The sequence below is a fragment of the Pigmentiphaga humi genome (assembly GCF_900606115.1).
Taxonomy (GTDB): Bacteria; Pseudomonadota; Gammaproteobacteria; order Burkholderiales; family Burkholderiaceae_B; genus Pigmentiphaga; species Pigmentiphaga humi.
Genome location: NZ_UWPJ01000039.1, coordinates 260,219 through 286,411, shown reverse-complemented (window position 1 = coordinate 286,411; position 26,193 = coordinate 260,219). Strand labels below are relative to the sequence as shown.

Sequence of the window (26,193 nt, the reverse complement as noted above, 5' to 3'; positions counted from 1 at the left end):
ACCTTATCCCCCACAGCCACCCCCTCCAACACCGCCAGCTCCTTCACCCCAAACACCATCGTCATACCCGGCATATCCAAATGCGCAATCTCGCCATGCCGAATCGTCACTCGTCCATTGGCCTTGTCGATGCGCCGGATCTCTCCTTGCGCCGTCCCCTTCACCGCGGCCGGCGCTTCGGCGCCATGCCCATGATGATCATGCCCCTGAGCATATGACCCAACCGGCCCCGAAACCGCAGCAACCACGCAAGCAACCGGCACCACAACACGTCGAATGATCTTTTCCATAACTCTCTCCTAGCTATTCAATGCCCACCATGGGCGTTAGGTTTACGCACTTTCAACGCCGCCCCGCCAGCTCCCGCCGACGCAGCCGCATCCGCCGCGCCACGCGCCGGCTCATCGACCTCCCCTCCCCACTCATAAGCCACCGTCCCCGCCGGATGCCGAAACCACCCCGGATCCGAGTAATCCCCCGGATTCTGTCCCTTCCTCACCTTGAGCACGCTGAACATCCCACCCATCTCCACCGACCCGAACGGTCCCTTCCCGCCCATCATGGGCACGGTGTTGTCGGGCAGCGGCATGCTCATCTCTGCCATGTCGCCCATGCCGCGCTCCCCCATGACCATGTAGTCGGGCACGAGGCCGACGATCTTGCGGGCGATGTCGCGGTGGTCGATGCCTATCATGTTGGGGACGTCGTGGCCCATGGCATTCATGGTGTGGTGGCTTTTGTGGCAGTGGAAGGCCCAGTCGCCTTCTTCGTCGGCGAGGAATTCGATCTGGCGCATCTGGCCGACCGCCACGTCGACGCTGACGTCGGGCCAGCGCGCGGCGGGCGGCACGGGGCCGCCGTCGGTGCCGGTGACGGTGAATTCGTGGCCGTGCAGGTGGATGGGGTGGTTGGTCATGCTGAGGTTGCCGACGCGCACGCGCACGCGGTCGCCCTGCCTGACGTTGAGGGTGTCGATGCCGGGGAAGATGCGGCTGTTCCATGACCAAAGGTTGAAGTCGGTCATGGTGGACGTGCGCGGGGTGTAGCTGCCGGGGTCGATGTCGTAGGCGTTGATGAGGAAGATGAAGTCGCGCTCGACGTCGGCGATGAGCGGATGGCGGCCGCGCGGGTGGGTGACCCATGCGCCCATCATGCCCATGGCCATCTGGGTCATTTCGTCGGCATGGGGGTGGTACATGAAGGTGCCCGGCCGCCTCGCGGTGAATTCGTAGACGTAGGTCTTGCCGGGCGGGATGGCGGGCTGGGTCAGGCCGGCGACGCCGTCCATGCCGTTGGGCAGGCGCTGGCCGTGCCAGTGGATGCTGGTGCGCTCGGGCAGGCGGTTGGTGACGAAGATGCGCACCTGGTCGCCCTCCACCACTTCGATGGTGGGCCCGGGCGATTGGCCGTTGTAGCCCCACAGGTGGGCCTGCATGCCGGGCGCCATTTCGCGCACGACGGGTTCGGCCACCAGGTGGAATTCCTTGACGCCGGCGTTCATGCGCCACGGCAGGGTCCAGCCGTTGAGGGTCGCGACGGGGCGGTACGGCCGTCCGGTCGCTGGGTGCAGCGGCGGCATGGTGCCGGCCTGGTCCTGCATGACGAGTTCGGGCAGGCGCGCGAGCGCCGCCGTGGCCACGGGGAGCGCGGCCATCGCGAACGCGCCGCCCAGGAAGTGTCTTCTCGAGTTCATGGTCGTCCTCGTTCGTTCAGTCCGCGGCCGCTGCCGATGCGGCCAGGGCGGGCAGCGCCGGCCGGCCCAGCATGGCCTGCTCCAGGTCCGCCTGGGCGATCCAGAAGTCGCGCAGGGCCGCGATGTAGCTCTCTACGCTGGCGATCTGCGCGCGCGCGTCGGCCAGCAGTTCGAATACGCCGATCAGCATGCCGTTGTAGCGAAGCAGGTTTTCTTCGGCGATGCGCTGGCGTATGGGGACGATCTCGTCGCGCACGTGGCGGGCGATGTCGTAGGCCGAGCGGTAGGCGGCGTAGGCTTGCCGGACTTCGGAGCGGGCGTCGATGGCGATCTGCGCCGCGCGCTGCAGCGACTGCATGTAGACGGCCCGCGAGCGCGCCACACGCGCCTGGCCCCAGTCGAATAGGGGAAGCTCCACCGCGACCTCGAATCCGCGCTTGGCAGGTTCCTCGTTGGAGGTGTTGTACAGCGCGCCGAGTTCCAGCACGTTGACGACGCGCGTCGCGCGGGTGAGGCCGAGGTCGTCGGCCGTTCGCAAGGTCGTCAGCCGGGCGCTCTCGACGTCCAGCCGCTGCGCCAGGGCGAACCGCTCCACGCCGGGCCGGTCGCTCACCTCCCCGGGCAGGTCCGGCAGGCGCTCGGGCAGGCGGAAATCCAGCTGATCGCCCCACAGCCCCAGCAGGCGCACCAGGCGCTCGCGGCTCGCGGTTTCGGCCTGCTGGGCCTGGGCCAGGTTGAGCGCCGCGTCCGCATAAAAGCCCTGCTCGCGCGCCTGCAGCAGGCGGTTCCAGTTGCCGGTGGTGGCCATGCGGCGCGCCAGTTCGGCGCCCGCTTCGGCGGCTTCCATCACCTGTTTGCGATAGCGCACGGTTTCGCGCGCGGCCAGCGCCTCGTAGTAGGCGATGCGCGCGCTGCCGGCCAGTTCGACCACCCGCAGGGCAGCATCGCGCTGGGCCTGCTGGAATTGCCGGGCGGCGATGCGCTGCCGCATGGGCAGCGTCAGCAGGCCGGCGAGGTTGAATTGCACGCCGCGCTCCAGTTCGATCTCGCTGCCGCGCGTCGTGCGGCCGAACGAGAAACCCGGGTTGGGCAGCCGGCCGGCCTGCACCAAGGCCGCTTCGCTGATGCCCAGTTCGTAGAACGAGGCCTGCAGCGTGCGATTGTTCAACAAGGCCAACTGGACCGCGTCGTCCGCGGACAAGGGCCGCGCCAGCAGTTCGGCCACGCGGCCGTCCAGTTCTTGCCTCTCCGCATCGGTGCGGGCCCAGGCCACTTCTTTGCTCAGCCTCTCCGAGGCGATGCCTCGTACCGGACCGAAGCCGCCGTCGTCGCTGAACGAGGCGCAAGCGCCCAGTCCGATCAGGCAGCCCACGGCCGCGGCGACGCGCAACGTGCGCGCCGCGCGATGAACGCGACTCATGGCTGCCCTCCTTCCGGCAACGGCGCGTCGTCGCAGCCGGGATGGTCAGCCGAAGACGGAAAGGACGGCGCGGCTTGCGCCGTCTCGCGCGCATAGGCGCGCCAGCCGCCGATGCGGCCGACTTCGTCGTTGGCCTCGCGCCAGGACGCCACCGTGGGCTCGCCCAGACGGCGGTAGGCGGCGAAGGCGGACTCGTAGCGCAGGCGCGGCACGGGTGTGGCGGTGTCGAGCGGATCGCTGCCCTCGGCGGCGCACCGCACCGCGGGAGGCCGCGGCAAGGCCGTCGGCGCGGCGCCTGGCGGCACCGGCTCGGCCGCGTGCGCGGCCGCCTGGACCGCTCCCGCGGCCAGGCATAGCGCCGCGTACCCGCGGCGCCAGATGATGAAACGCAACATGGAAATTCCTCTCGTATCGCAATCGGGCGATCCGCGCGTGGACGGATCGCGCGCGCTCGTCGCCGAGCGGCGCATGCAGGGCAGGAACGGAAACGGGCCCTGGGCCTTTAGGAACGAGGAGGACGATCGAGGCGATCGGCCGCCATGCGCGCGGGACGCGCGTCGGCGGTGGGGAAATACGCGCCGTCAGCGGCCATGGGCCGCTCCGGCAGCGCCAGCGGCGTGAACCAGCTCATGCAGGCGGCGCAGGCCGCGCAGTGGGACCCGCTGTGAAGATCGGCGGACGCGCCGCCAGAGCAATCGTGAACCGACGCAATATCCGGGGCATGCGTCGCGTCCAGGCCGCCATGCGGCGACGCATGGTGCGCGCCGGGATCCGGCGCATGCGCGTCATGACTCGCCACCGCCAGTTCCTTCATGCCGTGCACCGGCCCATGCGCTCCGGCATCGGCCCGCTGCGCATGGCCGTGGCCCTGCATCGCCTCGCACAGCGACATGCGCGCGGCGGCCAGCGCCTGGGCCGGCAGGGCCAGCACCAGCACGACGAAAACAGCGATTCTCAACACGCTCGACATGGCCGGAGTATAGCGTCGGGCGGCGGATGCGGCGCCGTCACGCCCGCCCCTTCCAGCGCCGCAGCAGCAGCGCGTTGGACACCACGCTGACGCTGCTGAGCGCCATCGCCGCGCCGGCGATGATGGGGCTGAGCAGGCCCAGTGCCGCCAGCGGCACGCCGACCACGTTGTAGGCGAAGGCCCAGAACAGGTTCTGGCGGATCTTGGCGTAGGTGCGCCGGGAAATGTCGATGGCGTCGGCCACCAGTGCGGGGTTGCCGCGCATCAGCGTGACGCCGGCCGCGTGCATCGCCACGTCGGTGCCGGTGGACATGGCGATGCCGACGTCGGCTGCCGCCAGCGCGGGGGCGTCGTTGATGCCGTCGCCCACCATCGCCACGACGCCGCTGCCCTGCCGCAATTCGGCGATGACCTCGGCCTTCTGTTCGGGCAGCACTTCGGCGCGCACGTCGTCCATGCCCAGTTGCCGGCCGATGGCCTGCGCCGCGCCGCGGTTGTCGCCGCTCACCAGCACGCTGCGTATGCCCTGGTCGTGCAGACTGCGCACGGCGGCGGGCGCGGTTTCCTTGAGCGTGTCGCCGAAGGCGAGCAGGCCGACCAGCGCCGGAGCGCCGTCCACCCGCGCCACCCACGACACGGTGCGGCCTTCGTTCTGCAGCTCGGCCGCCTGCGCGGCCAGCGCGCCCAGGTCCACGCCCAGCTCCTCCATGAAGCGGCCGCTGCCCAGCCGGACCTGGCTGCCTTCCACGATCGCCGCTACGCCGCGCCCGGCCACCGCGCGCACCTGGGAAGCAGGCGGCACGGCAATGTCTTCGCGCCCGGCCGCGACGATGACCGCGCGTGCCAGTGGATGCTCGCTGCCGGATTGCAGGGCGGCGCTGAGCGCCAGCAGCCCGGCGCGGTCGCCCTGCGCGGGCTCGGCCGCCACCAGCTCGGGTTTGCCTTCGGTGAGCGTGCCGGTCTTGTCGAAAGCCACCACCTTAATGTTGTGCGCGACCTCCAGCGCCTCGGCGTCCTTGATGAGGATGCCGTGGCGCGCGGCCACGCCGGTGCCCGCCATGATCGCGGTGGGCGTGGCCAGCCCCAGCGCGCACGGGCACGCGATCACCAGCACGGCCACGGCGTTCAGGATGGCGCGTTCCCAGTCGCCGGTGGACAGCCCCCAGGCCGCGAGCGTCACCAGCGCCGCAGCCACGATCACGGGCACGAACACCTCGCTGACGCGGTCCACCAGGCGCTGGATGGGCGCCTTCTTGGCCTGCGCCGACTCCACCAGCCGCACGATGCGCGCGAGCATGGATTCGGCGCCGACGGCGGTGGTGCGTACCAGCAGCAGGCCATCGGCGTTGACCGCGCCGCCGGTGACCGGATCCTGCTCGCGCTTGGCCACGGGCAGGCTTTCGCCGGTGATCAGCGATTCGTCCACCTGGCTGGCGCCTTCCACCACGACCCCATCGACGGGAATGCGCTCGCCCGGCCGCACCACGACGAGGTCGTCCACGCGCACCGCGGACAGCGGCACTTCGCTTTCTTCATTACCGCGCCGCACCCGCGCCACCTCCGGCCGCAGCGCGTTGAGCGCGCGGATGGCCTCGGTGGTCTGGCGCTTGGCCCGCCCTTCCAGCCACTTGCCCAGCAGCACCAGCGTGATGACCACGGCCGAGGCTTCGAAGTACAGATGGTGCGCCGCGCCGCTGCCGTGCCGCAGCAGCTGGTAGAGGCTCAGCCCATAGGCCGAACTCGTGCCCAGCGCCACCAGCAGGTCCATATTGCCGGCGCGGGCGCGCAAGGCCTTCCAGGCGGCGCGGTAGAAGCGCGCGCCCAGCCAGAACTGCACCGGCGTGGCCAGCGCGAATTGCACCCAACCATCGGGCATCCAGTGGATGCCGAAAGGCATCAGCAGCATGGGCAGCACCAGCGGCGCGGACAGCACCACGGCCGCCGCGATGGGCCACCATTCGGGCCAGCCGCGCGCTTTCTCGGCCGCAGCCGCCGCCAGCGCCGGGCTCGCCTCGTAGCCGGCCCGCTCCACCGCGGCGATCAGCGCCGCGGTATCGACGCGCGAGCCCAGCTGCACGCGCGCCGTCTCGGTAGCCAGGTTCACTTCTGCGCTGCTCACGCCCGGCACGCGCAGCAAGGCTTTTTCCACCCGCGCCACGCAGGAGGCGCAGGTCATGCCGGCGATGCGCAGGTCCACGCTCTCTTGCGGCACCTCGTAGCCGGCCTTCTCGATCGCGGCGCGCAGGGCCGCCGCGTCGGCGGGCGCGTCGGCCTCTACCTGGGCGGTCTCGGTGGCCAGGTTGACGGTGGCTTCACGTACGCCCGGCACCGCGCGCAGCGCGCGTTCGACCCGACCCACGCACGATGCGCAGGTCATGCCTTGCACGGGCAGGGTCCAGGTGGCCGGGGCCGAGGCGGCGCCTGATGTCGACGGGCTGCTCATGATCGTCCTTCGTCCATGGGTTGCTGATGCAGGACAGTATCAGGCTTCCCATGGTAGGAAGGTCAACGCCCCCGCGCCCGCAGCGCGGGAGGCGCCCGTCAGAGCGGCGGCACCGAGTCGGTGCTAGCCGCCACGGTGGGCAGTTCGTCCAGCTTGGGCGCCGGCGGCAGGCCGGTGGCGGCGAGGATTTCCTTCTCGTCCAGCGTCTCGCGCTCCAGCAGCGCCCGCACCAGCGCATCGAGCTGGGCGCGATGCTCGCGCAGCAGGCTCAAGGCCTTGTCGTGGCATCCGTGGATGATGTGCTGCACCTCGGCGTCCACCAGCCGCGCCGTCTCCTCGCTGCACGCCAGGCTGCCCTGGCCGCCGCCCAGGTAGGGATTCTGGCGCGGCGCAAGCTGGACCATGCCGAGCTTGTCGCTCATGCCCCAGCGCACGACCATGTTGCGCGCCAGGTTGGTGGCCTGTTCGATGTCGCTTTCCGCGCCGGTGGTGCGGGTGCCGTAGACCACTTCCTCGGCCGCCCGTCCTCCCAGCATGCCGACGATGCGCGCCAGCAGATAGGCCTCGGGGTAGTTGTAGCGGTCAGTCTGCGGCCGCTGGTAAGTCACGCCCAGGGCCTGGCCGCGCGGCACGATGGTGACCCGGTGCACCGGATCCGCGCCCGGCACCAGCAGCCCCAGGATGGCGTGGCCGCCCTCGTGGTAGGCGATGCGCTCGCGGTCGGCATGGCTCAGGATCAGCGGGCGCTCGGGCCCGAGCACGATTTTCTCCAGCGCATCGTTGAAGTCCTTCTGGCCCACCGTTTCCTGGTCGCGCCGCGCCGCCAGCAGCGCCGCCTCGTTCACCACGTTCTTCAGGTCCGCACCCGACAGGCCCGGCGTGGTGGCCGCGAGATCGGCCAGGTCCACGTCGGCGGACAGCGGCACCTTGCGGGTGTGGACTTTCAGGATGGCCTCGCGGCCGTTCTTGTCGGGCAGGTTGACCACCACGCGCCGGTCGAAGCGGCCGGGGCGCAGCAGCGCCTTGTCGAGCACGTCGGGCTGGTTGGTCGCAGCCAACACGATCACCCCTTCCCGGCCGGAAAAGCCGTCCATCTCGGTCAGGATCTGGTTGAGCGTCTGCTCCTGCTCGCTCGATCCGCCCAGCGCGACCTGGCCGCGCGCGCGGCCGATGGAATCGATTTCGTCGATGAAGATGATGGACGGCGCCTGTTCGCGCGCCTGCTTGAACAGGTCGCGCACCCGGGCGGCGCCCACGCCGACGATCATCTCGACGAACTCGGCCGCGCTCATCGAGAAAAACGGCACGCCGGCTTCGCCCGCGACGGCCTTGGCCAGCAGCGTCTTGCCCGTGCCCGGCGCGCCCACCAGCAGCACGCCCTTGGGGGCCGAGCCGCCCAGCCGGGTGTACTTGGCCGGATTCTTCAGGAAATCCACCACTTCGACCAGTTCGTTCTCGGCCTCGTCGATGCCGGCCACGTCTTCGAAGGTGACTTTTTCCCCGCCCTCCAGGTCGTAGCGGCGCGCCTTGCTCTTGCCCAGCCCGAACATGCTGCCGCCCATGCCGCCCTGCTTCGCGGCGCGGCGGTAGAGCCAGACGTAGAAGGCGATGATGAAGATGGCCGGGCCGAAACCGAAGATCAGGGTGGACAGCCAGTTGCCGGTCTGGATGGGCTGCGCGCTGATCTCGACCTTGTGGTCGATCAGGAACTGCTCGAAACCCGGATCCACGAATACCGGCAGCGTGCTTTCGAAGGTGGTCGAGGTGCGCGGCTGGGCCGGCTGCGCGCCGCTCTTGGCGGGCGCCTCGGTCGTGGCGCGCGGCCAGGTCACGGCCTGCACGAAACGCCCTTCGATGCCCTCGCCCTGGCTGTAGATGGCGGTGACGTTGCCCTTGGCGACTTCTTCCTTGAAGACCGTGTAGGGCACGGTGATGGGCTCGTCGGCGCCGCCCGAGAGATAGCGCGCCACGACGTAGTTCACCAGCAGCACGGCCAGGAAAATCAGCCACATCCGGCGCGGCGGCATGGCGGCCGGACTGCCTCCGCGTTTATCGGGGGCGGGACGCGTTCCGCCCGGGACATTGCCGTTCCTCTTGGGTTCCTGCTGGCTAGGCCACTTCATGAAAACTCCCGCGCATGCATTCCACAGGGGACAAGCATACTCCGGCGGCGCTACGGCTTGCGGCGGCGCGAACGCGCCGCGGAACGCCGCGTCCGGGCCTGCGCGACGATCACGTCGCGGAATGCCTGCACCGCCGGCGTGGGAGGCTGGCCGCGCCGCGAGATGATGCCGACCTGCCTGCCCAATACCGGTTCGACCAGGTCCACGCCCACCAGCGCCTGGCCCGAACCTCCCGACAAGGCGTGCTTGGGCACCGCGCCCACCCCCACCCCGGCCTGGATCAGGCTCAGCAGCGCGGGCACGTGCAGCACCTCGCCTATCCAGTTGGGCCGCCTGGCCAGGTGTGCCAGGCCCTGGTCGATCAGCAGGCGATTGCCGCCGCCCGCGGCCAGGCCTATGCATTCCACCTCCGCCAATTCCTCCCAGCGGACCTGCGCGCGGCCGGCGAGCGGGTGATCGGCGCGGCAGGCCAGCACGAACGGCTCGCTCGACAGTTCTTCGAATTCCAGGTCGGGTTCGCGCGTGCCGAGGTAGCCGATGCCGAAATCCGCTTCCGAACGCGAGACCGACAGCAGCACGTCGGGCGCGGGCTGGTCGAGCACGCGCAGCCGGATGCGCGGGAACCGGGCATGAAAGCCCCCCGCCGCCTGCGCGACGAAGTTGTCCACCGCCGACGGGATGCAGGCCACCGTCACCAGCCCGCGTATCCGTTCGGACAGCTCGGTCATGCCCAGCAGCGCCCCTTCCAGTTCGGACAGCACGTGCTGGGCGCGCGGCAGGAAGGAGCGCCCCATGGCATTGAGTTCGACCTTCCGGGTGCTGCGTTCGAACAGCCGCATGCCCAGCGCCTGTTCGAGTTTGTCGACCCGCCGCGACAAGGCGGGCTGGGACACGTGCAACGCCTGCGCCGCCGCGCGAAAGCTGGCCAATTGCGCCACCGACACGAAGGCCCGCAAATCCGACAGGTCGAAATTCATTCGATTATCGTATCAATTGAAAGGATTTTTGCAATTTACAGCAAAAGGCATATCGCGGACGATCCGGGGCAAGGCACCCATGAGTGCCGTCCATCGATCAGGAGCAGACACCATGAGCATTTCCCACTCCCTTTCCCGGCGCGACTTCGTCCGCCTGGGTGCGGCCACCGCCGCGCTGGCCGCCGGCGGCGCCGGCCGCGCCGCCGAGAAGTATCCGACCAAGCCCGTCACCGTGATCGTGCCCTACGCCCCTGGCGGCCAGGGCGACGTGTTCGCCCGCTTGATCGCGCCCGACCTCGGACAGGCGCTGGGCCAGTCGGTCATCGTGGAGAACCGCCCGGGCGCGACCGGCGCGCTCGGCACGCGGCAGGTCGTGCGCGCCGAGCCCGACGGCCATACGCTGCTGATGGGCCAGACCGGCGAAATCGCCATCAACGGCTTCGCCATGAAGAGCCCCGGCTACGACACGCTCAAGGACTTGCGCGCGATCGCTCTGGTCGGCAACGCGCCGCTGGTGCTGGCCGTGCCGCAGAACTCGCCGTTCGCCGACGTGGCGGCGCTGCTGCAGGCCGCGCGCGACAAGCCCGGCAGCGTCGCCTATGCGTCGTCGGGCACGGCGACGCCCGGCCACCTGGCCGCGGCGGCACTGGCAGCCGGCTCCAAGACGGAGATGACCCACATTCCCTACAAGGGCGCGGGGCAGGCGATCTCCGACCTGATCGGCGGACAGGTGCAGCTCTTCTTCGCCAGCGCCTCGTCGATCATGCCGCACATCCAGGGCGGACGCGTGCGCGCGCTCGCCGTTTCGTCGCTGGAGCCGGTCGCCGCGCTGCCCAAGGTGCCGACCATCGCGCAGACGCTGCCCGGCTTCGAGTTCAGCCTGTGGGGCGGCTACTTCGCGCCGGCCGCGACGCCGCCGGCCATCGTCGAACTGCTAGCGGGCCACATCAACCGCATCGTGCAAAAACCCGAGCTGCACAAGCGGCTCGAATCCGAAGGCAGCGCGGTGGCGCCGATGACGCCCGATCGCTTCGGCCAGTTCGTGCGCGCCGAAATGGACAAATACGCCGCCCTGGTCAAGAGCACCCAGGCGCACGTCGACTGACGCCCACAGCCCTTGGCCTTTTTCCTCATTCCCTACCGAACACCATCATGAAAATCATCGTACTTCCCGGCGACGGCATCGGCCCCGAAACCATGGCCGCCACCGTCGAGGTCCTGCGCGCGGCCTCCCAGCGCTTCGGTTTCGACCTGGAACTGGAGCAAGACGTCGCCGGCCACGACAGCCTGCTGCGGCATGGCGCCACCGTCACGCCGGCCTTGCTCGACAAGGTCCGCGCCGCCGACGGCCTGATGCTCGGGCCGATGGCGACCTTCGACTTCAAGGACGAAAGCAAAGGCGAGATCAACCCCTCCATGTTCTTCCGCAAGGAGCTGGACCTGTACGCCAACATCCGCCCGGCGCGCACCTGGAACGGCGTGCCGCACAAGGTCGACGCCTTCGACCTCGTGGTCGTGCGCGAGAACACCGAAGGGTTCTACGCCGACCGCAACGTGGCTTCCGGCGGCAGCGAAATGCTCATCACCGAAGACGTGGTGGTCTCCCTGCGCCGCATCACGCGCATGTGCTGCCGGCGCATCGCCCGCGCCGCCTTCGAGCTGGCGCGCAACCGCCGCAAGCGCGTCAGCATCGTGCACAAGGCCAACGTGCTCAAGATCGGCGACGGCATGTTCATCGATGAATGCCGCAAGGCCGCGCTGGACTTCCCCGACGTCGCCGTGGACGACTTCATCGTCGATGCGATGATGGCGCACGTGGTGCGCGCGCCGCAGCGCTTCGACGTCATCGTCACGACCAATATGTTCGGCGACATCCTCTCCGACCTGACCGCCGAGCTGTCGGGCAGCCTGGGGCTGGGCGGCTCGCTCAACATGGGCGCGCGCCACGCGATGGGCCAGGCGGCGCACGGGTCTGCGCCCGACATCGCCGGCCAGGACATCGCCAACCCGTTCTCGCTGATCCTGTCGGCCGGGCAGTTGCTGGAATGGCACGGCCGCCGCACCGGCCAGGCGGCCTGCATCGCCGCCGCCGAGGCCATCCTCCACACCGCCGCCGCGGTGGTCGAGGCCGGCGAATCCACGCGCGACGTGGGCGGCAACCTCGGCACCGCCGCCACCGGCCAGGCCTTCGCCCGGCGCCTGTTGGACGCCTGAGCCATGGCGCACGAGGCGGTAGCCGCCATCCGGCAGGCCATGCCGCCGCGGGCCTGCGATTGCCACACGCACGTCATCGGCGCGGCCGAGGCCTACCCCATGGCGCCGGACCGCCACTACACCCCGGGGCCGGCGTCGGCCGCCCGGTTGCGCCGTCACCTCGAGCAGACCGGCATGGCGCGCGTGGTCGTCGTGCAGCCCAGCGTCTACGGCACCGACAACACCTGCCTGCTCGATGCCTTGCGCGAACTGGACGGACGCGCGCGGGGCGTCGCCGTGATCGATTCCGGCTTCACGCCCGCGAGCCTGCGGACGCTGCACGACGGCGGCGTGCGGGGCGTGCGCGTCAACCTGGAAAGCGGCGGCCTGCAGGATGTCCGCGACGCCGAGCGCGCGCTGGCGGCGATCAGCGCGCAGGTCGCCGATCTCGGCTGGCATGTGCAGCTCTACGCCGCCTACGGCGTGATCGAGGCATTGGCGCCCGTGCTCGCCGGCCTGCCCTGCCCGGTCGTCCTGGACCACTTCGCCATGGCGCCCTGGTCGCCGGCGGCAGGCGCCGTGCTGGCCGATCTTCTGCGGTCGGGACGCGTCCACCTCAAGCTCTCGGCGCCCTACCGGCTGGCCAGCCAGCCGGACGCCGCGCAATGGGCCCGCATGCTGGGCGAGCAGGCGCCATCGGCCCTGCTCTGGGGCAGCGACTGGCCCCATACCGCCCGAGCCCCGGGCAAAGCGGCCCATGAAGTCAGCCCGTACCGGAAGATCGGCCCGAAGCGATTGCTGGCGGACCTGGCGCGCTGGCTGCCCACCGAGGCGCTGCGGCAAGCCGTGCTGGCGGACAACCCCGATCGTCTTTATTGGCGCTGAATCGGCAATCGGCCTGGCGCTCAGGCCCGTTCGACGCCGGCGACGATGGGCGTGCCGCTGGCCGGATCGCGCAGCAGCACGCATTTCACGCCGTACAGAGACCGCACCAGTTCCGGCGTAACGACCTGCGCCGGCGCGCCTTCGGCCACGATACGGCCGTCCTGCATGGCGACGAGATGGTCCGCGTAGCGGCAGGCGCTGTTGAGGTCATGGACCACCATGACGACGGTCTTGCCCGCGGCGGCCAGTTCCCGGATCAGTTCGAACACTTCGATCTGGTGCCCCAGGTCGAGCGCCGAGGTGGGCTCGTCGAGCAGCAGCAGCGGCGTGGCCTGGGCAACGGCCATCGCGATCCAGGCACGCTGCCGCTGGCCGCCGGACATGGAATCCAGCGGGCGATCGGCCAATTCCTCGAGATCCGCGGCGGCGAGCGCGGCGGCGACCACGTTCCGGTCTTCTTCCGACCATTGGCGCAGAATGCCCTGGTGCGGCTGGCGGCCGAACCGGATGAGTTCGGCCACGGTCAACCCGTCGGGCGCCGTGGCGTCCTGCGGCAGCAGCGCCAGGCGGCGCGCCACCTCGCGCGTGGGCAGGCGGCCGATGTCCCGTCCGTCGAGCAGCACCGCGCCGCCGGCCGGCTTGTGCAGGCGCGCCAGCCCCGCCAGCAGCGTCGACTTGCCGCAACCGTTGGCGCCGACGATCGCGGTCACGCAAGCGGGCGGAATGCGCAGGGAAAGCCCGGCGACGACCGTGGTGTCTCCATAGGCGAGGCTCAGGTCGCGCGCTTCCAGTTGCGCGCCGGCATGTTCCTGCGCGGCGAGCGCCTCGGCGCGTACGGATCGATGGTTCATAGCGAATGCCTCGCCGGCCGGCGCAAGAGTATCCATAACAGGTAAGGTCCGCCCACCACGGCCGTCACGACGCCTACCGGGATCTCGATAGGCGCGAACCAGGTGCGGCCCGCCCAATCCGCCCCGAGCATGAGCATGGCGCCCGCGAGCCCCGACGTGGCGATGGGCACGCCGCGCCTGCCGCACAGATAACGGGCGGCCTCGGGCGCCGCCAGCGCCACCAGGCCGACCGGCCCCGCCACGCTGACCGACAGCGCGCTGAGCAGCACTGCGGCCGCCAGGGTGGCCGCGCGCGTGCGCGCCACCGGCACGCCCAGCCCTTTGGCCACGGCTTCGGAAAACCGCATGGGGTCGAGCCGGCGCGCCAGGTACTTGGCCCATGGAAAAGCCAGGGCCAGCCCGGCCGCGAGAATCCACACGGCCGAAGCCGGCCGGGCGTTGAGGCTGCCGACGGTCCACGGGTAGGCCTGATTGGCGGCGTCTATGCCGGTACGGGCCAGCATCAGGTTGGTGAGCGCGGCGAAGACGGCGCCCACGCCTATGCCGACCACGACGAAGCGATAGCCGCGCGTGCCGCTGCCGCCGCCCAGGCCGAAGGCCAGCGCGGCCGCCGTCGCCGCGCCCATCAGCGCCATCGCGGGCGGCGCGAGACTGGCCGGCACCGCCACGATGGAAGCGACCGCGAACGCCGTCGCGCCATTGTCGAGGCCGATGACGCCGGGCGTGGCGAGCCGATTGCCGGTCAGCGTCTGCAGCAGGCACCCGGCCACGCCGAAGGCGAACCCCGACAGCAGCGCCGCGGCGATGCGGGGCAGCCTGAGCGCCTGCACCAGGAACACGTGCATGGGATCGCCCTGCCCCCAGGCCGCGCGCAACGCCGACCACGGCGTCAAGCCTTCGCTGCCCGCCGCCAGGATCGCGCTGCCGGCGGCCAGGAGCAATATCAGCAGCGCCGCGCCGGCCGCCCAGGCCCGCCGGTGGAGCAGCACGCGCCAGCCTTGCCACGACAGGAGCGCATATCCCGGCGGTGCGAGCGCGCCACGACTGGTTTGCACGCCGCCCATCGGTCAAAACCTCGGCAGGCGCTCGGTGCGCACGATGGCCACCAGCACCGGCGCGCCGATAAAGGCGATGACCACGCCCACCGGCAATTCGTAGGGCTTGATCAGCAGCCGGGAGAAGATGTCGGCGGCCAGCACCAGACAGGGTCCGGCCACGGCGGCGACCGCGAGGCAGCGCGGCAGGCTGGGGCCGACCAGCCGCCGGGCGACGAAGGGCACGACCAGCCCGACGAACACCAGCGGCCCCGCCGCCGCGGTTGCCACTCCGACCAGCACCGACACCGCGGCCAGCGCGGCCGCCTGGATGCGCTCGGGCCGATGCCCCAATCCGCGCGCGACGCCCTCGCCCAGCATCAGCGCCGACAATGCCCGCACGCAAGGCAGCAACGCCAGCACGCCGGCGGCGATGCCGGGCACGGCCCAGTACAAGGTTTCGATGGGCCGGCCGCCCAATGCGCCGACAATCCAGAAGCGGATCTCGTCGGCGCTGCGCTGATCGGCCAGCAGGATGAGCGTGCTGGCCGAGTTGATGATGCCGGAGAACACCACGCCCGCCAGCACCAGCCGGACCGGGTCGTCGGCGACCTGTCCCAGCCGGGTCGTCACCAGCACCAGCATGCAGCCGGCGAACGCGCCCAGCACGGCGATCCACGGCACTATGCCGGCGGCGCCGCCCAGGTACAGCGTCAGCACGACCGCGAACGCCGCACCCGCGTTGACGCCCATCAACCCCGGCTCGACCAGCGGATTGCGCGTGGCTACTTGCAGCACCACGCCCGAGATGCCCAGGGCCAATCCCACCAGCACGCCCAGCGCGGTGCGCGGCAGCCGCAGGACTTCCACGACGAAGCGGGCCTCGTCGCCCCCGCCACCGGCCAGCACCGACAAGGCCTGCACCGGACTCACCTCGCCCGCGCCCAGGGCGAGGCTGGCCAGACACAGCAGCGCGAACAGGCCCGCCAGCGCGGACAGGACGGCAGGCAGCGGGCTGCCGCGGCGGCTCGTCCGGCTCATCGGCCGAGCAGCGTTCTTTCGATGTCGTCCAGCACGATGTGCGCCGCGAGCACGCCCGACCCGCTGGTCCAGACCTGGCCGTCGACGGCGGCCACATGGCCGGCCTGCACGGCCTGCAGGCGGCGGAAGGCGGGCTGGGAACGGGCCTGCTCCAGCGTCCGCCCGCCCTGGGCGTTGAGCGTGGCCACGAGCAGCCAGTCCGCGTCGATGCGGACCAGGTTCTCCATGCTCAGGGTATCGCTGTGCGGCTTGGCGGTCAGGCTGTCGGCCAGCGGCGTGGCGGCCAGGCCCGCCTGGCCCAGCAACTGGCCGGCGAACAGGCGGCTGGACATCACCACCGGGCCTTGCGGGTTCCAGCGCACCACCGACACGCGCTCGCCAGCGGGCAACCTGGCCTCGATCGCCGCGGTGCGCGCATCCACTTCCTTGAGTGCCGCATCGATCTCGGCGCGCCGCCCCAGCGCATCGGCATACAGCAGCACGCTATCGCGCCAGGGCCGCAGTGCATCGCCCTTGGGCACGATGGTCGGCGCCAGCGCGCTCAGTTTCGCGTAGACGTTCTGCGTCGTGCCCGACGGCGCCAGGATCACGTCGGGGCGCAGCTTGAGCACGGCTTCGAGATTGGTCTCGCGCGCCGTGCCGACGATGGCGATGTCGCCCGCGCGATGGGCCAGGTAGGCGGACACGCCCTCGCCGCCCCGGGTGGCGAGCGTGCCCAGCGGCCGGGTTCCCGCGGCCAGCGCGGTGTCCAGGCCGTTCTCGCTCAAGGCCACGATGCGCTCGGGCCTACCCTTGACCGTTACGGCACCGAACGCAGTATCCAGCGTGCGCGCCTGCTGCGCCTGCGCGGCGCCCAGCGCGCAGCAGGCCAGGATAAAAGCAACGGCGGACGCCAGCCAACGGCGAGCCGCGAAGAAACGACGAACATCCATCTTGGAATCTCTCGTAGAAGCGATCCTGCCGGCTCAGACCAGCGTTACAGCGTGTCGCGGGCCTGGCCCGGCGTCACGCCGAAATGCCGCCGGAAGGCGGTGGAAAAATTGGCCGTGCTCGAATAGCCGGCCAGCGTCGCCGCCAAGGCGATGCTGGCCCCGTCCTGCAGCAGCGCCCGGCGGGCGCGCTCGAGCCGGACACGGCGTGCGTATTCGGCAACGGACACGCCGGTCAGTTCCCGGAAGCCCCGCTGCATCGCGTTGACGTTGATGCCGACCGCGCGCGCCAGCGCGCTCAGGCCGAGCGCATCGCCCTCGCCGCAATCGAGCAGTTCGCGCAACTGGCGCAGCCGCGCGGCGATGCGCGCATTGACCGGCACCGCCGGCATACGCTCCTGCTCTTGCTCCTGCATCCCTCCCAGCACCGTCGCCAATGCCTCGCTCGCGAGCGCGATGCAGCGGCTTTCCTGGTGCAGGGCAAGCAGCCCCGGAACGAACATCGCCGGCCGCGAGACCTCTTCGGCCAGCGCCATCATGCGCCGCGAGGGCCGCCAGCAGGCCGCGGCCAGGTGGGTGCGGATGAACGACTGCAGGCGCGGCCAGGCGCCGTCCTGCGCCAGCGCGCCGCTCTCGAACCATTCCTGCGTCAAGGTCAGCGTGAGCGAGCGCTCGGCATTGCCCGCCGTCGCGCGGCGAATGAATTGCTCGGGTTCGGCCAGCGCCACGACCGCGGCCTCTCCTGCGCGCGCCGGGCTGGCCCCCTGCCAGGCCAAGCGGCGCCGGCCGAACGACACATCGGTGCTGCCGCCCAGCAGCACGACCAGCTTGAGCGCCGGCTTGAGCTCGGCTCGCGTGGTGTTGCTGCACAGGTCGCGCGTGTCGGCGCAGCGCAGGATCATGCCCGGCCGCAGCTCGGAGACCTGAAAATGGCCTTCGAGCACGGCTTGGTTTGCCGTCCTGGGCAGGACGTCCATGCGATGGTTGGAGCCGACGAGGCTGGAAAACGAAGAGAGCCGGTCGGAAGAAATGGCCTGTCGAGGCACGGTCGGCCCCCGAAATGAAAAAGTACGTACGGCAAACAAAAACGTGTTGTTTGCAAAACCCCGGCTAGGGGCTGCATGTAACACTTTGCTCAGTCATAATGTAAATGAGAACCATCCTTATTATGCCCGAAATCGCCAACATGTTCCGGCCCACTCCCGTCTGCCAAGCGGTGCTCGCCCTGTGCGCTGCCCTCGCCGCGCCCGCCCTGCATGCCCAGGCCGCCACGCCCGAAGCCCAGCGCCTGGCCCCCGTCGTGGTCACCGCCGGCGGCTACGAGCAGGACATCAAGGAAGCGCCGGCCAGCATCAGCATCATCACGCGCGAAGAACTGGCCAAGCAGCCCTTCAACAGCGTGCAGGATGCCGTGCGCTACCTCGAGGGCGTGAGCGTCGTCGGCGCCAGCGCCAACAAGCAGGACATTTCCATACGCGGCATGCCGGGCAAGTACACGCTGATCCTGGTGGACGGCAAGCGCCAGGGCACCCGCGAGATGCTCAACCGCGAAGAACTGGGCATGGTCCAGGCCAGCCAGATCCCGCCGCTGTCGGCGATCGAACGCATCGAAGTCGTGCGCGGCCCGATGTCCTCGCTATATGGCTCGGACGCCATCGGCGGCGTAATCAACATCATCACGCGCAAAGTGCCCGACGCGTGGCACGGTTCGCTCGACCTGGACGCCACGCTGCAGCAGCATTCCGACCTGGGCAACAGCCGCGGCGCCGGCTTCTACCTGGCCGGCCCGATCAAGGACGAAATGCTGGGCCTGCAGATCTATGGCAAATCGTCGGACCGCAGCGAAGCCCAGGTGGTGGACGGCGCCTACCGCACGCGCGACCAGAGCCTGACCGCCAAGCTGAGCCTGAAGCCCACCGCCAACCAGGACATCGAGTTCGAGGCCGGCCAGCAATCGTTCAAGCGTTCCGGCACCGCCGGCAAGACCGTCGCCGCGGGCGGCGCGCCGCTGGACCTGGAAACCGAGCGCACGCACGTCGCGCTGTCGCATACCGGGCGCTGGGATTTCGGCACGTCCAACCTCAGCCTGTACCAGGAAGTCGGCAAGGCCGACAACACCGCCAGCGGCGTGGCCACGACCTCCTATCCCAACACCAAGCTGACCAATACCGTCCTGGACGGCAAGCTGGCCATGCCGTTCTCGCGCCAGATGGTCACGCTGGGCGGGCAATTCATGCAAAGCCGCCTGGAGGGCACGAACAAGGAAGCGGCCGACGCCAGCGGCGGACTCAATACCGTCAGCGAGCTGAAGAGCACCTCTTGGGCATTGTTCGGCGAAGACGAGTTCAGCGTGACCGACAAGCTCACGCTGACCGGCGGCCTGCGGCTGGACCACCACAGCAGCTACGGCGCGCACTGGAGCCCGCGCGGCTACGCGATCTACAAGCTGAGCGACACGCTGACCCTGCGCGGCGGCGTGGCGCGCTCCTTCCGCGCTCCCGAGCTGCGCCAGATCTCGGCCGATTACATCCAGGCCACGGGCGGCGCCACCGGCGCGCCGCGCGGCACGATCGCGGGCAACCCCGACCTCAAGCCCGAAACCAGCACCAATACCGAACTGGGCATCCGCTACGACGCGCCCAGCGGCCTGGCCGCCGCCTTCACCCTGTTCCGCAACGACTTCAAGAACAAGATCTTCAGCCAGTGCGTCAGCGGCTGCAGCGGCAGTTCGGGCGCGGTCTATGAATGGGCCAATATCGGCGAAGTCACGCTGCAGGGCGTCGAAACCAGCCTGACGTGGCCGCTCGCCCGCAACCTCAGGCTGGTCGGCAACTACACTTACACCGACTCCGAGCGCAAGTCGGACGACGAATTGGCCTTCGACGGCACCTCGCTCAAGGGCAAGCCGCTGGACCGCACACCGCGCCACGTGCTGAACCTGAAGACCGAATGGCAGCCGATGGAGAAGCTGATGGTGTTCGCCGGCATGAACGTACAGAGCGAGCAATACTGGGCCAACTTCCGCAATGGCTCGACCACCACGCGGCGGCGTCCGGGCGCGACCACCTACGACCTGGGCGCTTCCTACGTCGTCAACAAGAACATGACGGTGCGCCTCTCCATGCTGAACATCACCGACAAGCGCGTTCCCGTGGACTACCGTGCGCGCACGGCGGGCCTGGACGGCAACTGGATGGTGGACGAAGGACGCCGCCTGTGGCTGAGCACCAGCATCTCGTTCTGATGCCACGCGCCTTGAGCTTCACAGAAACCCGGCGCGGACGCACCGTACGCCTGGCCGGCTGCCTGCTGCTGGCTGGCCTTGCCGGCGCGGCGGGCCAGGCGGCGGCGCAGCCGCGTCCCGACCTGCCGCTGGCCGAACAGCCGGCCGCGGAGGCGGTCGGCATTTCGGCACAGCGCATCGACCGCTTCGTGCTGGCCAGCCCCCTGCGCTCCACCGGCTACCGCATCCAGGTCTGGCAGCCGCTGGGACCGCCGCCGCCCGGCGGCTATCCCGTCATCTACGCGCTCGACGGCAACGCGATGTTCGAGAGCCTGGTGCAGGCCGGGCTCAGGCAAGGCACGCCGCAAGCCGCCCCGGTAGTCATCGTAGGCATAGGCTACGACGTCGACGACCGCTTCAACAGCGACGCCCGGGCGTACGACTACACGCCCCCCTCGCCCGGCGCCGACGCTCCAACCGGCGCGCCCGGCGACCCGGCGGCCAGCCGCCGTGCGCGACCTGGCGGCGGCGCGGACATTTTCCTCGATTTCATCGAGCGGCAGCTCAAGCCGGTCATCGCCGCCCGCTATCCGGTCGATGCCCGCCGCGCCACGCTGTATGGCCATTCCTACGGCGGCCTGCTGACGCTGCATGCGCTGTTCACCCGGCCCGGTACATTCCAGTCCTACGTGGCGGCCAGCCCGTCGCTATGGTGGAACCAGCGCTACATCCTGGAAGAAGCGCGGGAATTCGCTCGGCGGCACCGGCAAGCCTCGCCGCTGCGGCTGCTCGTCATGCACGGCGGCAGCGAGCCGGTCGATGCCGCGGACCCGGAGCGCATCGACAGCCTGGCGGCAATGCTGCGGACCGTGCCCGGCCTGCAAGTAGGATTGCGCACCTTTCCGGGGCTGGGCCACGGCCCCATGCTCCCGGCCTCGCTGGGGCCGGCCGTCCGCTTCGCCGCGGATGCGCCCTGAAACCCGCCCGCGCGCCGTCCCGCCGGCCTGGGCCGGCGGGCTCGATCAGCGCTTGCCCAGCCCTTCCAGCCGCACGTTGACCTGCTCGATGTTCTCGCGGTGCGCCGTCAGCATGGCCAGCAGTTGGTCCTGCAAACCGGCGTCGCGCACGCGCGGCACCAATGCCTGCAAGCGCTTGACCACCCATCCCTGGCCACGATTCAGGAAAGCCATGCGCTGCGGCAGGTCGTCGATGGCCATGGCCTTCTCGTAGAAAGCGCCGACCTGGCTGGACGGCTGCGCGCCCAGCGTCTTGATGGCCGCGATCAACATCCCGCACCAGCGGATCTCGTCGTGCCGGACCTGCGCAAGCAGGGCCTGGTCGGTCGCCTGGTCGGCCTGCTTGCATGATTCGTCCGCCACGCGCGCGCCCGCGCGCTCGGCCTCCAGCAATTCGCCCAGCGCCGCCGCCAGTTCGTCGTCGGAGGCGTATCCCATATAGGCCGGATCGGCCTGGTCCGCATAGCAGACCGGCGAGGCGGACTCCCTGCGGCGCTGCCCGCCGCCAGTGGCGCCAGCCTGCGTACCCTCGGCCTGCTGGCCGGTACCGCCCAGCGGCTCGGCATGATCGTGCGTCATGATTGCTCCCGGTAGAAGCGACCCCGCGCAGTGGGCGAGCGTGGGGAGCTTTTTCTTGTTATAGCGCAGGCGCCGGGAGCGACCAACCCCTGCCCGGCACGTTCAGCACCTTGAAAAGCACCTTTAAAGACACTAATATCGACACCATAAAGAATCTTGCTTGGAGCCATGCCATGGCCCATACCCTATTGGCCGAAACCACGGCCAGCATCTCCGAACTCAAGCGCAACCCCATGGGCACGGTGGCGGCTGGCGAAGGTTTCCCGGTCGCCATCCTCAACCACAACGAGCCTGCCTTCTATTGCATTCCCGCCAAGGCCTACGAAGCACTGCTGAACCGCCTGGAAGACCTGGAGCTGAACGCCATTGCCGACGCCCGCCAAGACCAGGCGGAAGTCGAGGTGTCGCTGGATGACCTATAGGCTGAAGTTCAAGGACGAAGCCTTGAAGGAATGGCGCAAGCTCGACGGCGCGCTGCGCGAACAGTTCAAGAAGAAACTGGAAGAACGCCTGCATACGCCGCGCCTGCCGGCCGCCAAGCTGGCCGGTCACGCCGACCGGTACAAGATCAAACTGAAGACCAGCGGCTACCGGCTGGTCTACGAGGTGCGCGACGGCGAACTCGTCGTGCTTGTCGTCGCTGTCGGCAAACGCGAACGCAACGCCGTCTACATGGCTGCCGCCAAACGCTGAGCGCGCCAGGCACGGCCCGATCGAATCCATCAATCAATCGAATCTATGAAACTCAGCACCTGGAACGTCAACTCGCTCAACGTGCGGCTGCCGCAAGTCCTGGCCTGCCTGCAGGCGGACCCGGTCGATGCGCTGTGCCTGCAGGAACTCAAGCTCACCGACGACAAATTCCCCCTGGCCGCCTTCGAGGAAATCGGCTACCACGCCGTGTTCACCGGCCAGAAGACCTACAACGGCGTCGCGATCCTGACGCGCGCGCCGGCCGGCGACGTGGTCAAGAACATCCCCGGCTTCGACGACCCCCAGCAGCGCGTCATCGCCGCGACGCTGGACACCGAAGCCGGGCCGCTGCGGGTGATCAGCGCGTACTGCCCCAACGGCCAATCCGTGGGCAGCGACAAATACGCCTACAAGCTAGCTTGGTTCGCCGCGCTGCGCGGCTGGCTGCAAGAGGAACTCGCGCGCCATCCGCGCCTGGCCGTCCTGGGCGACTACAACGTCGCCCCCGACGACCGCGACGTGCACGATCCGGTCAAGTGGGAAGGCAGCGTGCTGGTCTCCGAGCCGGAGCGCGAGGCGTTCCGCGGGCTGCTGTCGCTGGGCCTGCACGACGCCTTCCGGCTGTTCGAACAGCCGCCGAAGCTATTCAGCTGGTGGGACTACCGGCAATTCGCCTTTCGCCGCAACGCCGGCCTGCGCATCGACCACATCCTGCTGTCCGATACGCTCAAGGCCGTTTGCAGCGCCTGCACCATAGACAAGGCGATCCGCAAGAACGAGCAGCCCTCCGACCATGCGCCGGTCATAGCGACGCTGGAGATCTGAGGCCGGCGCCGGGCCCGATGGCCTTTGCCTGGCCTATCGTGCGGGCGTCGGCGCGGCCATCTGCGCGAGCACCGCTTCGAACCCGGGCATGGCTCGCGCCAACTCCTCGACGGCGTGGGCATCGACGCGCGGCAGGAGCGGAATCTCGGCCAGCACCCTCACCTTGCCGAACTGCTCGATGCCCGTGCGATTGCCCGGCGAGCGTTCGCCGCTCATGACCACGCCGGCCACCGGAATCCCGCGCGCGCGCAAGGCCTCCAGCGACAGCAGGGTGTGGTTCAAGGTGCCCAGCGCGCTGCGCGCCACCAGCACCACGGGCAGGCCCAGCCTGGCGATCAGGTCGATCATCATGGCCTGGTCATTGATGGGCACCAGCAGGCCGCCCGCCCCTTCCACGACCAATGGCGCATCGGTGCTCGGCGGCACGATGGCGTCCAGGTCCACGTGCGCGCCCTCTTCCAGCGCCGCCGCCCAGGGTGACAGCGGCGCCTGCAGGACCGCATGCGGCGGATGGATGCGGCTGTCCGGCAAGCCGGACAAGGCGGCCACGGTGCCGCTGTCGTCGGGTTCGCTCGCCACGCCGGTCTGCAGCGGCTTCCAGTAATCGGCGTTCCAGGCATGTGCCAGCACGGCCGACACCAGCGTCTTGCCGATGCCGGTATCGGTGCCGGTCACGAACACGCCGCGCGGCGCGGACGGCCGCTGCCAGGTGCCATAGGCCAGGTGATAGGTCACGCTTGCTCCCATTTGCTCGAAAGTCTCCAGGACGCGCCGGAAGGTGCCGGCCGGCAGCGGCCGGGCCGCCGCCGGCGGCGTATCCGCGCCGATGGCCCGCAGCTCCCGCAGAAACGCCATGGCGCCGGCATGCCGCTGCCGCCGATGTTCGCCCTCCACCGTCCGCCTGCATGCGGGCAAGGCCGTGCCGATGTCGCGCAGGCGGGGATAGCCGGCCACGGCCGGATCGACGCCATGGGCGGCATGGGCCGCCCGCCACTCCTGGAAAGTGTCGGCCGCGAGCGTCGCCACCGCGAGCCAGCCGCCGGGCGCCAGCATGCCTGCCAGGCGCGCGAGGCCGGCATCCAGATCGCCGAACCACTGGACCGCCATGCTGGAACAGACCAGGTCGAACTGCCCGAGTCCGGCCTCCGGATGCTCCCCGTTCATGATCGCAAAGCGGCTCTCGCCGGGCAAGTCCAGGCGCCGCTGCGCCATGGCCAGCATGTCGGCCGAGATGTCGGTCACCAGCCAGCGCGCCGGCCCGATGCGGCGCGCCAGCTCGGCGCTGAGCGCGCCTGTGCCGCAGCCGATTTCCAAAATACGCGGATAGGCGGGCAAAGGCAGTTTCGCGATCCGCTCGGCGAGCTGCGCGGCCACGTCGCGCTGCAGGCCGGCGTGGCTGTCGTAGCGATGCGCAGCGGTGCCGAAGCGCGCGGCGATCCGTTCGTGCGATCCTGGGCCTTGCCTCATGTCTTTCCCGCCGCCAGGCCATCCGTGAAGCGGCGGATCTGCCCGGCGCACCACTCGGCATGGGTCAGCGGCAGCAGGTGTCCGCCGCCGCACCACTGGATATCCTCGCCGAACGACGCATGCGACAGCGCCGGCCCTACCAGCGCATCGGCCTCGCCGGCCAGCACCAGTGCGGCCACCGTCCGCGCGGCCCAGGCCTGCCGGACATCGCCGTCGCGCAGCCGCAGCAGGCCGCCTGCCAGCGCATCGCTGTCCAATTGTGCGTGCGGCACGGCAGTCTCGGCCCCGCAGCGCCGCCGGAACTCCGCCACGACGGCAGCAGGATCGGCGCGCAGGCGCGCGATCATCCTGTCGAGCACGCGCAACGGCGTCCCCTGCGGCCAATCCTCCGCCGCCGAAAAGCGCGTGAAGCCGTTGATCAGCACCCATCCGCGGCAGCGCGGATCGCGTTCGGCCATGCATCGCATCGCGCCCAGCGAATGACCCACCGCCACGTAGGCATCCGGAAGCCCGGGCTGGCATGCCGCGCCGAAGTAGCCGGCGTCCATGGCATGCACAGGCCAGTCGCCCAGTTGCGCGCGCAGCGGCTCCCATACCGAGGCATCGAAACCCCAGCCGTGGCAGAGCAGCAAAGGCGGCCGCGGGTTCATGTCCACACCTCCCTGATGGCCTGGAGCAACCGGTCGACGTCCTGCTCGCCGTGCGCGGCGCTCAAGGCGATGCGCAGACGGCTGGCCCCCTGCGGGACCGTGGGCGGGCGGATGGCGACGGCCAGCAGGCCGCGGTCGCGCAGCGCTTCGCTGACGGCCAGCGCCCGGCCGGCTTCGCCCAGCATGGCGGGCACGATCTGCGTCGAAGAGTCGCCGGTGCCGATGCCCAGGCCGGCCAGCCCCGCGCGCAGGCGCGTGCCCAGGCGCACCAGGTGCGCGCGTTCGGCCTCCATGCCGGGAACCAGGTCGAGCGCGGCATCGATGGCCGCCAGCAGCGGCGGCGGCAGCGCGGTGGTGTAGATGAAGCCCGAGCAGGTGTTCACGAGGTAGTCGCACAAGCGCCGCGAGCCGGCCACGTAGGCGCCGAAGCTGCCCAGGGCCTTGCTGAAGGTGCCCATGGCCAGATCTACCCGTCCGCCGCCCAGGCCGGCCAGGCCCGCGCCCGCGGGTCCCAGCACGCCGGTCGCATGCGCCTCGTCCAGGTAGACGAAGGCGCCGTAGCGCTCGGCCAGTCCGCACAAGGCCGCGACGTCGGTGCGGTCGCCGTCCATGCTGAAGACGCTCTCGGTCGCGATCAGGCGCAGGCCGGGCTGGCCCGCCCGCGCGGCCAGCAGCGATTCGAGATGGTCCAGGTCGTTGTGGCGGAAGCGGATCTGGCGCACGCCCGCCGCCTGGCAGCCGTGGTGCAGGCTGGCATGGTTGAGCCGGTCGCAGAACACCATGGGCTCGCCGCCGGGCAAGCGCAGCAGCGCCGGCAGTACCGCCGCGTTGGCCTGCCAGCCGGAGGCGAACAGCAAGGCGGCCTCGGCGCCCTTGAAATGCGCGAGCTTGGCCTCGACCGCTTCGTGCAGGTCCAGATTCCCGGACACCAGCCGCGAGGCGCGCGCGCCCACGCCATGGCGCGCGCTCCATTGCGCCACCCGCTGCGCGAGTTCGGGACGTTGCGCCAGGCCGAGATAGTCGTTGCTGGAGAAATCGATGACCACACGGCCGTCGACGACGAGCCGGCCGCCGGCGGCGCTGGCCGCGGTGCGCAGCCGCCTGCGCATCTGGCGCTGCGACGCCCCCGCCAGTTCCTGTTCGAACAATGAATCGAATATCGACATGGATACGCGGCGCTG

Annotated in this window: 25 protein-coding genes; 8 read left to right on the top strand and 17 right to left on the bottom strand. The window is 70.0% G+C overall.

What is annotated here, in order from left to right; all coding sequences use genetic code 11:
• The 8 genes from PIGHUM_RS23015 to PIGHUM_RS22980 all read right to left on the bottom strand — a co-directional run.
• The coding region (locus PIGHUM_RS23015) for a copper-binding protein (RefSeq protein ID WP_124082018.1) at nt 1-290 on the bottom strand (290 nt) is incomplete at its 3' end.
• Between the two features lie 17 nt (nt 291-307).
• Entirely contained in the window at nt 308-1,693 is a 1,386-nt protein-coding gene (locus PIGHUM_RS23010; protein WP_124082017.1) for a multicopper oxidase family protein, read from the bottom strand.
• Between the two features lie 16 nt (nt 1,694-1,709).
• On the bottom strand, nt 1,710-3,113 hold the full coding sequence (locus PIGHUM_RS23005) for a TolC family protein (protein WP_124082016.1): 1,404 nt from the start codon (nt 3,111-3,113) through the stop codon (nt 1,710-1,712).
• Nucleotides 3,110-3,508, bottom strand: coding sequence for a hypothetical protein (locus PIGHUM_RS23000; RefSeq protein WP_124082015.1), 399 nt, complete (start codon nt 3,506-3,508; stop codon nt 3,110-3,112). The genes PIGHUM_RS23005 and PIGHUM_RS23000 overlap by 4 nt, the downstream gene beginning before the upstream one ends.
• A gap of 107 nt (nt 3,509-3,615) precedes the next feature.
• Complete coding sequence (locus PIGHUM_RS22995; protein WP_124082014.1) at nt 3,616-4,074, bottom strand: hypothetical protein; 459 nt, start codon at nt 4,072-4,074, stop codon at nt 3,616-3,618.
• A gap of 46 nt (nt 4,075-4,120) precedes the next feature.
• The gene (locus PIGHUM_RS22990; protein WP_124082013.1) at nt 4,121-6,526 is read right to left on the bottom strand and encodes a heavy metal translocating P-type ATPase; all 2,406 of its coding nucleotides are present in this window, start codon (nt 6,524-6,526) and stop codon (nt 4,121-4,123) included.
• A 98-nt stretch (nt 6,527-6,624) separates the two neighbouring features.
• Nucleotides 6,625-8,649, bottom strand: coding sequence for an ATP-dependent zinc metalloprotease FtsH (ftsH, locus tag PIGHUM_RS22985; protein ID WP_124082012.1), 2,025 nt, complete (start codon nt 8,647-8,649; stop codon nt 6,625-6,627).
• A gap of 50 nt (nt 8,650-8,699) precedes the next feature.
• Nucleotides 8,700-9,626 carry a LysR family transcriptional regulator gene (locus PIGHUM_RS22980; protein ID WP_124082011.1) on the bottom strand — a complete coding sequence of 309 codons (927 nt, stop codon included), beginning with the start codon at nt 9,624-9,626 and terminating at the stop codon, nt 8,700-8,702.
• Nucleotides 9,627-9,738: 112 nt separating this feature from the next.
• On the opposite strand from PIGHUM_RS22980, the gene PIGHUM_RS22975 reads away from it, so the two are divergent.
• From PIGHUM_RS22975 to PIGHUM_RS22965, 3 genes are read left to right on the top strand one after another with little or no spacing between them, the layout of a single operon-like run.
• Nucleotides 9,739-10,731 carry a Bug family tripartite tricarboxylate transporter substrate binding protein gene (locus tag PIGHUM_RS22975; protein WP_187697818.1) on the top strand — a complete coding sequence of 331 codons (993 nt, stop codon included), beginning with the start codon at nt 9,739-9,741 and terminating at the stop codon, nt 10,729-10,731.
• Between the two features lie 47 nt (nt 10,732-10,778).
• Nucleotides 10,779-11,840: an isocitrate/isopropylmalate dehydrogenase family protein gene (locus PIGHUM_RS22970; RefSeq protein ID WP_124082010.1), complete on the top strand. Its 1,062-nt coding sequence runs from the start codon at nt 10,779-10,781 to the stop codon at nt 11,838-11,840.
• A 3-nt stretch (nt 11,841-11,843) separates the two neighbouring features.
• On the top strand, nt 11,844-12,704 hold the full coding sequence (locus PIGHUM_RS22965) for an amidohydrolase family protein (protein WP_246013452.1): 861 nt from the start codon (nt 11,844-11,846) through the stop codon (nt 12,702-12,704).
• Nucleotides 12,705-12,724: 20 nt separating this feature from the next.
• Here the strand turns inward: PIGHUM_RS22965 and PIGHUM_RS22960 are convergent, their stop codons facing one another.
• Genes PIGHUM_RS22960 through PIGHUM_RS22940 form a run of 5 tightly spaced genes read right to left on the bottom strand, consistent with a single transcriptional unit; the run spans nt 12,725 to nt 17,605 of the window.
• The gene (locus PIGHUM_RS22960; protein ID WP_124082009.1) at nt 12,725-13,555 is read right to left on the bottom strand and encodes an ABC transporter ATP-binding protein; all 831 of its coding nucleotides are present in this window, start codon (nt 13,553-13,555) and stop codon (nt 12,725-12,727) included.
• Nucleotides 13,552-14,610 carry a FecCD family ABC transporter permease gene (locus PIGHUM_RS22955; protein ID WP_222929320.1) on the bottom strand — a complete coding sequence of 353 codons (1,059 nt, stop codon included), beginning with the start codon at nt 14,608-14,610 and terminating at the stop codon, nt 13,552-13,554. Before PIGHUM_RS22955 ends, PIGHUM_RS22960 begins: the two co-directional genes overlap by 4 nt.
• Nucleotides 14,611-14,622: 12 nt before the next feature.
• Complete coding sequence (locus PIGHUM_RS22950; protein ID WP_124082007.1) at nt 14,623-15,630, bottom strand: FecCD family ABC transporter permease; 1,008 nt, start codon at nt 15,628-15,630, stop codon at nt 14,623-14,625.
• Entirely contained in the window at nt 15,627-16,562 is a 936-nt protein-coding gene (locus PIGHUM_RS22945; RefSeq protein ID WP_124082006.1) for an ABC transporter substrate-binding protein, read from the bottom strand. The genes PIGHUM_RS22950 and PIGHUM_RS22945 overlap by 4 nt, the downstream gene beginning before the upstream one ends.
• A 44-nt stretch (nt 16,563-16,606) precedes the next feature.
• Entirely contained in the window at nt 16,607-17,605 is a 999-nt protein-coding gene (locus tag PIGHUM_RS22940; protein WP_124082005.1) for a helix-turn-helix transcriptional regulator, read from the bottom strand.
• A gap of 122 nt (nt 17,606-17,727) precedes the next feature.
• Between PIGHUM_RS22940 and PIGHUM_RS22935 the strand changes: the two genes are divergently transcribed.
• Together PIGHUM_RS22935 and PIGHUM_RS22930 are read left to right on the top strand one after the other, a co-directional pair.
• Nucleotides 17,728-19,803, top strand: coding sequence for a TonB-dependent receptor domain-containing protein (locus PIGHUM_RS22935; RefSeq protein WP_160142398.1), 2,076 nt, complete (start codon nt 17,728-17,730; stop codon nt 19,801-19,803).
• Entirely contained in the window at nt 19,803-20,759 is a 957-nt protein-coding gene (locus tag PIGHUM_RS22930; protein ID WP_160142397.1) for an alpha/beta hydrolase, read from the top strand. Before PIGHUM_RS22935 ends, PIGHUM_RS22930 begins: the two co-directional genes overlap by 1 nt.
• 45 nt (nt 20,760-20,804) lie before the next feature.
• Here the strand turns inward: PIGHUM_RS22930 and PIGHUM_RS22925 are convergent, their stop codons facing one another.
• Nucleotides 20,805-21,377 carry a DUF6306 domain-containing protein gene (locus PIGHUM_RS22925; RefSeq protein WP_246013450.1) on the bottom strand — a complete coding sequence of 191 codons (573 nt, stop codon included), beginning with the start codon at nt 21,375-21,377 and terminating at the stop codon, nt 20,805-20,807.
• 173 nt (nt 21,378-21,550) lie between these two features.
• Here PIGHUM_RS22925 and PIGHUM_RS22920 point away from each other — a divergent pair, with 173 nt between their 5' ends.
• The 3 genes from PIGHUM_RS22920 to xth are packed head-to-tail and all read left to right on the top strand — an operon-like array spanning nt 21,551 to nt 22,895.
• Complete coding sequence (locus PIGHUM_RS22920) at nt 21,551-21,799, top strand: type II toxin-antitoxin system Phd/YefM family antitoxin (protein WP_124082002.1); 249 nt, start codon at nt 21,551-21,553, stop codon at nt 21,797-21,799.
• Nucleotides 21,789-22,070, top strand: a complete 282-nt coding sequence (locus tag PIGHUM_RS22915; RefSeq protein WP_124082001.1) for a type II toxin-antitoxin system RelE family toxin — start codon at nt 21,789-21,791, stop codon at nt 22,068-22,070. Before PIGHUM_RS22920 ends, PIGHUM_RS22915 begins: the two co-directional genes overlap by 11 nt.
• 45 nt (nt 22,071-22,115) lie before the next feature.
• Nucleotides 22,116-22,895, top strand: a complete 780-nt coding sequence (gene xth, locus PIGHUM_RS22910; RefSeq protein WP_124082000.1) for an exodeoxyribonuclease III — start codon at nt 22,116-22,118, stop codon at nt 22,893-22,895.
• A 33-nt stretch (nt 22,896-22,928) separates the two neighbouring features.
• Here the strand turns inward: xth and bioD are convergent, their stop codons facing one another.
• The 3 genes from bioD to PIGHUM_RS22895 are packed head-to-tail and all read right to left on the bottom strand — an operon-like array spanning nt 22,929 to nt 26,178.
• Complete coding sequence (bioD, locus tag PIGHUM_RS22905) at nt 22,929-24,362, bottom strand: dethiobiotin synthase (RefSeq protein WP_124081999.1); 1,434 nt, start codon at nt 24,360-24,362, stop codon at nt 22,929-22,931.
• The gene (locus PIGHUM_RS22900) at nt 24,359-25,012 is read right to left on the bottom strand and encodes an alpha/beta fold hydrolase (RefSeq protein ID WP_124081998.1); all 654 of its coding nucleotides are present in this window, start codon (nt 25,010-25,012) and stop codon (nt 24,359-24,361) included. Before PIGHUM_RS22900 ends, bioD begins: the two co-directional genes overlap by 4 nt.
• Nucleotides 25,009-26,178, bottom strand: coding sequence for an aminotransferase class I/II-fold pyridoxal phosphate-dependent enzyme (locus PIGHUM_RS22895; RefSeq protein WP_124081997.1), 1,170 nt, complete (start codon nt 26,176-26,178; stop codon nt 25,009-25,011). Before PIGHUM_RS22895 ends, PIGHUM_RS22900 begins: the two co-directional genes overlap by 4 nt.
• Nucleotides 26,179-26,193 lie beyond the last annotated feature (15 nt).

Excerpts from the sequence above, each read along its gene's own strand:
- PIGHUM_RS23010 (WP_124082017.1), bottom strand. The coding sequence starts at position 1,693 with ATGAACTCGAGAAGACACTTCCTGGGCGGCGCGTTCGCGATGGCCGCG.
- PIGHUM_RS23005 (WP_124082016.1), bottom strand. The coding sequence starts at position 3,113 with ATGAGTCGCGTTCATCGCGCGGCGCGCACGTTGCGCGTCGCCGCGGCC.
- PIGHUM_RS23000 (WP_124082015.1), bottom strand. The coding sequence starts at position 3,508 with ATGTTGCGTTTCATCATCTGGCGCCGCGGGTACGCGGCGCTATGCCTG.
- PIGHUM_RS22990 (WP_124082013.1), bottom strand. The coding sequence starts at position 6,526 with ATGAGCAGCCCGTCGACATCAGGCGCCGCCTCGGCCCCGGCCACCTGG.
- ftsH (WP_124082012.1), bottom strand. The coding sequence starts at position 8,649 with ATGAAGTGGCCTAGCCAGCAGGAACCCAAGAGGAACGGCAATGTCCCG.
- PIGHUM_RS22980 (WP_124082011.1), bottom strand. The coding sequence starts at position 9,626 with ATGAATTTCGACCTGTCGGATTTGCGGGCCTTCGTGTCGGTGGCGCAA.
- PIGHUM_RS22975 (WP_187697818.1), top strand. The coding sequence starts at position 9,739 with ATGAGCATTTCCCACTCCCTTTCCCGGCGCGACTTCGTCCGCCTGGGT.
- PIGHUM_RS22970 (WP_124082010.1), top strand. The coding sequence starts at position 10,779 with ATGAAAATCATCGTACTTCCCGGCGACGGCATCGGCCCCGAAACCATG.
- PIGHUM_RS22965 (WP_246013452.1), top strand. The coding sequence starts at position 11,844 with ATGGCGCACGAGGCGGTAGCCGCCATCCGGCAGGCCATGCCGCCGCGG.
- PIGHUM_RS22960 (WP_124082009.1), bottom strand. The coding sequence starts at position 13,555 with ATGAACCATCGATCCGTACGCGCCGAGGCGCTCGCCGCGCAGGAACAT.
- PIGHUM_RS22950 (WP_124082007.1), bottom strand. The coding sequence starts at position 15,630 with ATGAGCCGGACGAGCCGCCGCGGCAGCCCGCTGCCTGCCGTCCTGTCC.
- PIGHUM_RS22945 (WP_124082006.1), bottom strand. The coding sequence starts at position 16,562 with ATGGATGTTCGTCGTTTCTTCGCGGCTCGCCGTTGGCTGGCGTCCGCC.
- PIGHUM_RS22935 (WP_160142398.1), top strand. The coding sequence starts at position 17,728 with ATGCCCGAAATCGCCAACATGTTCCGGCCCACTCCCGTCTGCCAAGCG.
- PIGHUM_RS22930 (WP_160142397.1), top strand. The coding sequence starts at position 19,803 with ATGCCACGCGCCTTGAGCTTCACAGAAACCCGGCGCGGACGCACCGTA.
- PIGHUM_RS22925 (WP_246013450.1), bottom strand. The coding sequence starts at position 21,377 with ATGACGCACGATCATGCCGAGCCGCTGGGCGGTACCGGCCAGCAGGCC.
- PIGHUM_RS22920 (WP_124082002.1), top strand. The coding sequence starts at position 21,551 with ATGGCCCATACCCTATTGGCCGAAACCACGGCCAGCATCTCCGAACTC.
- PIGHUM_RS22915 (WP_124082001.1), top strand. The coding sequence starts at position 21,789 with ATGACCTATAGGCTGAAGTTCAAGGACGAAGCCTTGAAGGAATGGCGC.
- xth (WP_124082000.1), top strand. The coding sequence starts at position 22,116 with ATGAAACTCAGCACCTGGAACGTCAACTCGCTCAACGTGCGGCTGCCG.
- bioD (WP_124081999.1), bottom strand. The coding sequence starts at position 24,362 with ATGAGGCAAGGCCCAGGATCGCACGAACGGATCGCCGCGCGCTTCGGC.
- PIGHUM_RS22900 (WP_124081998.1), bottom strand. The coding sequence starts at position 25,012 with ATGAACCCGCGGCCGCCTTTGCTGCTCTGCCACGGCTGGGGTTTCGAT.
- PIGHUM_RS22895 (WP_124081997.1), bottom strand. The coding sequence starts at position 26,178 with ATGTCGATATTCGATTCATTGTTCGAACAGGAACTGGCGGGGGCGTCG.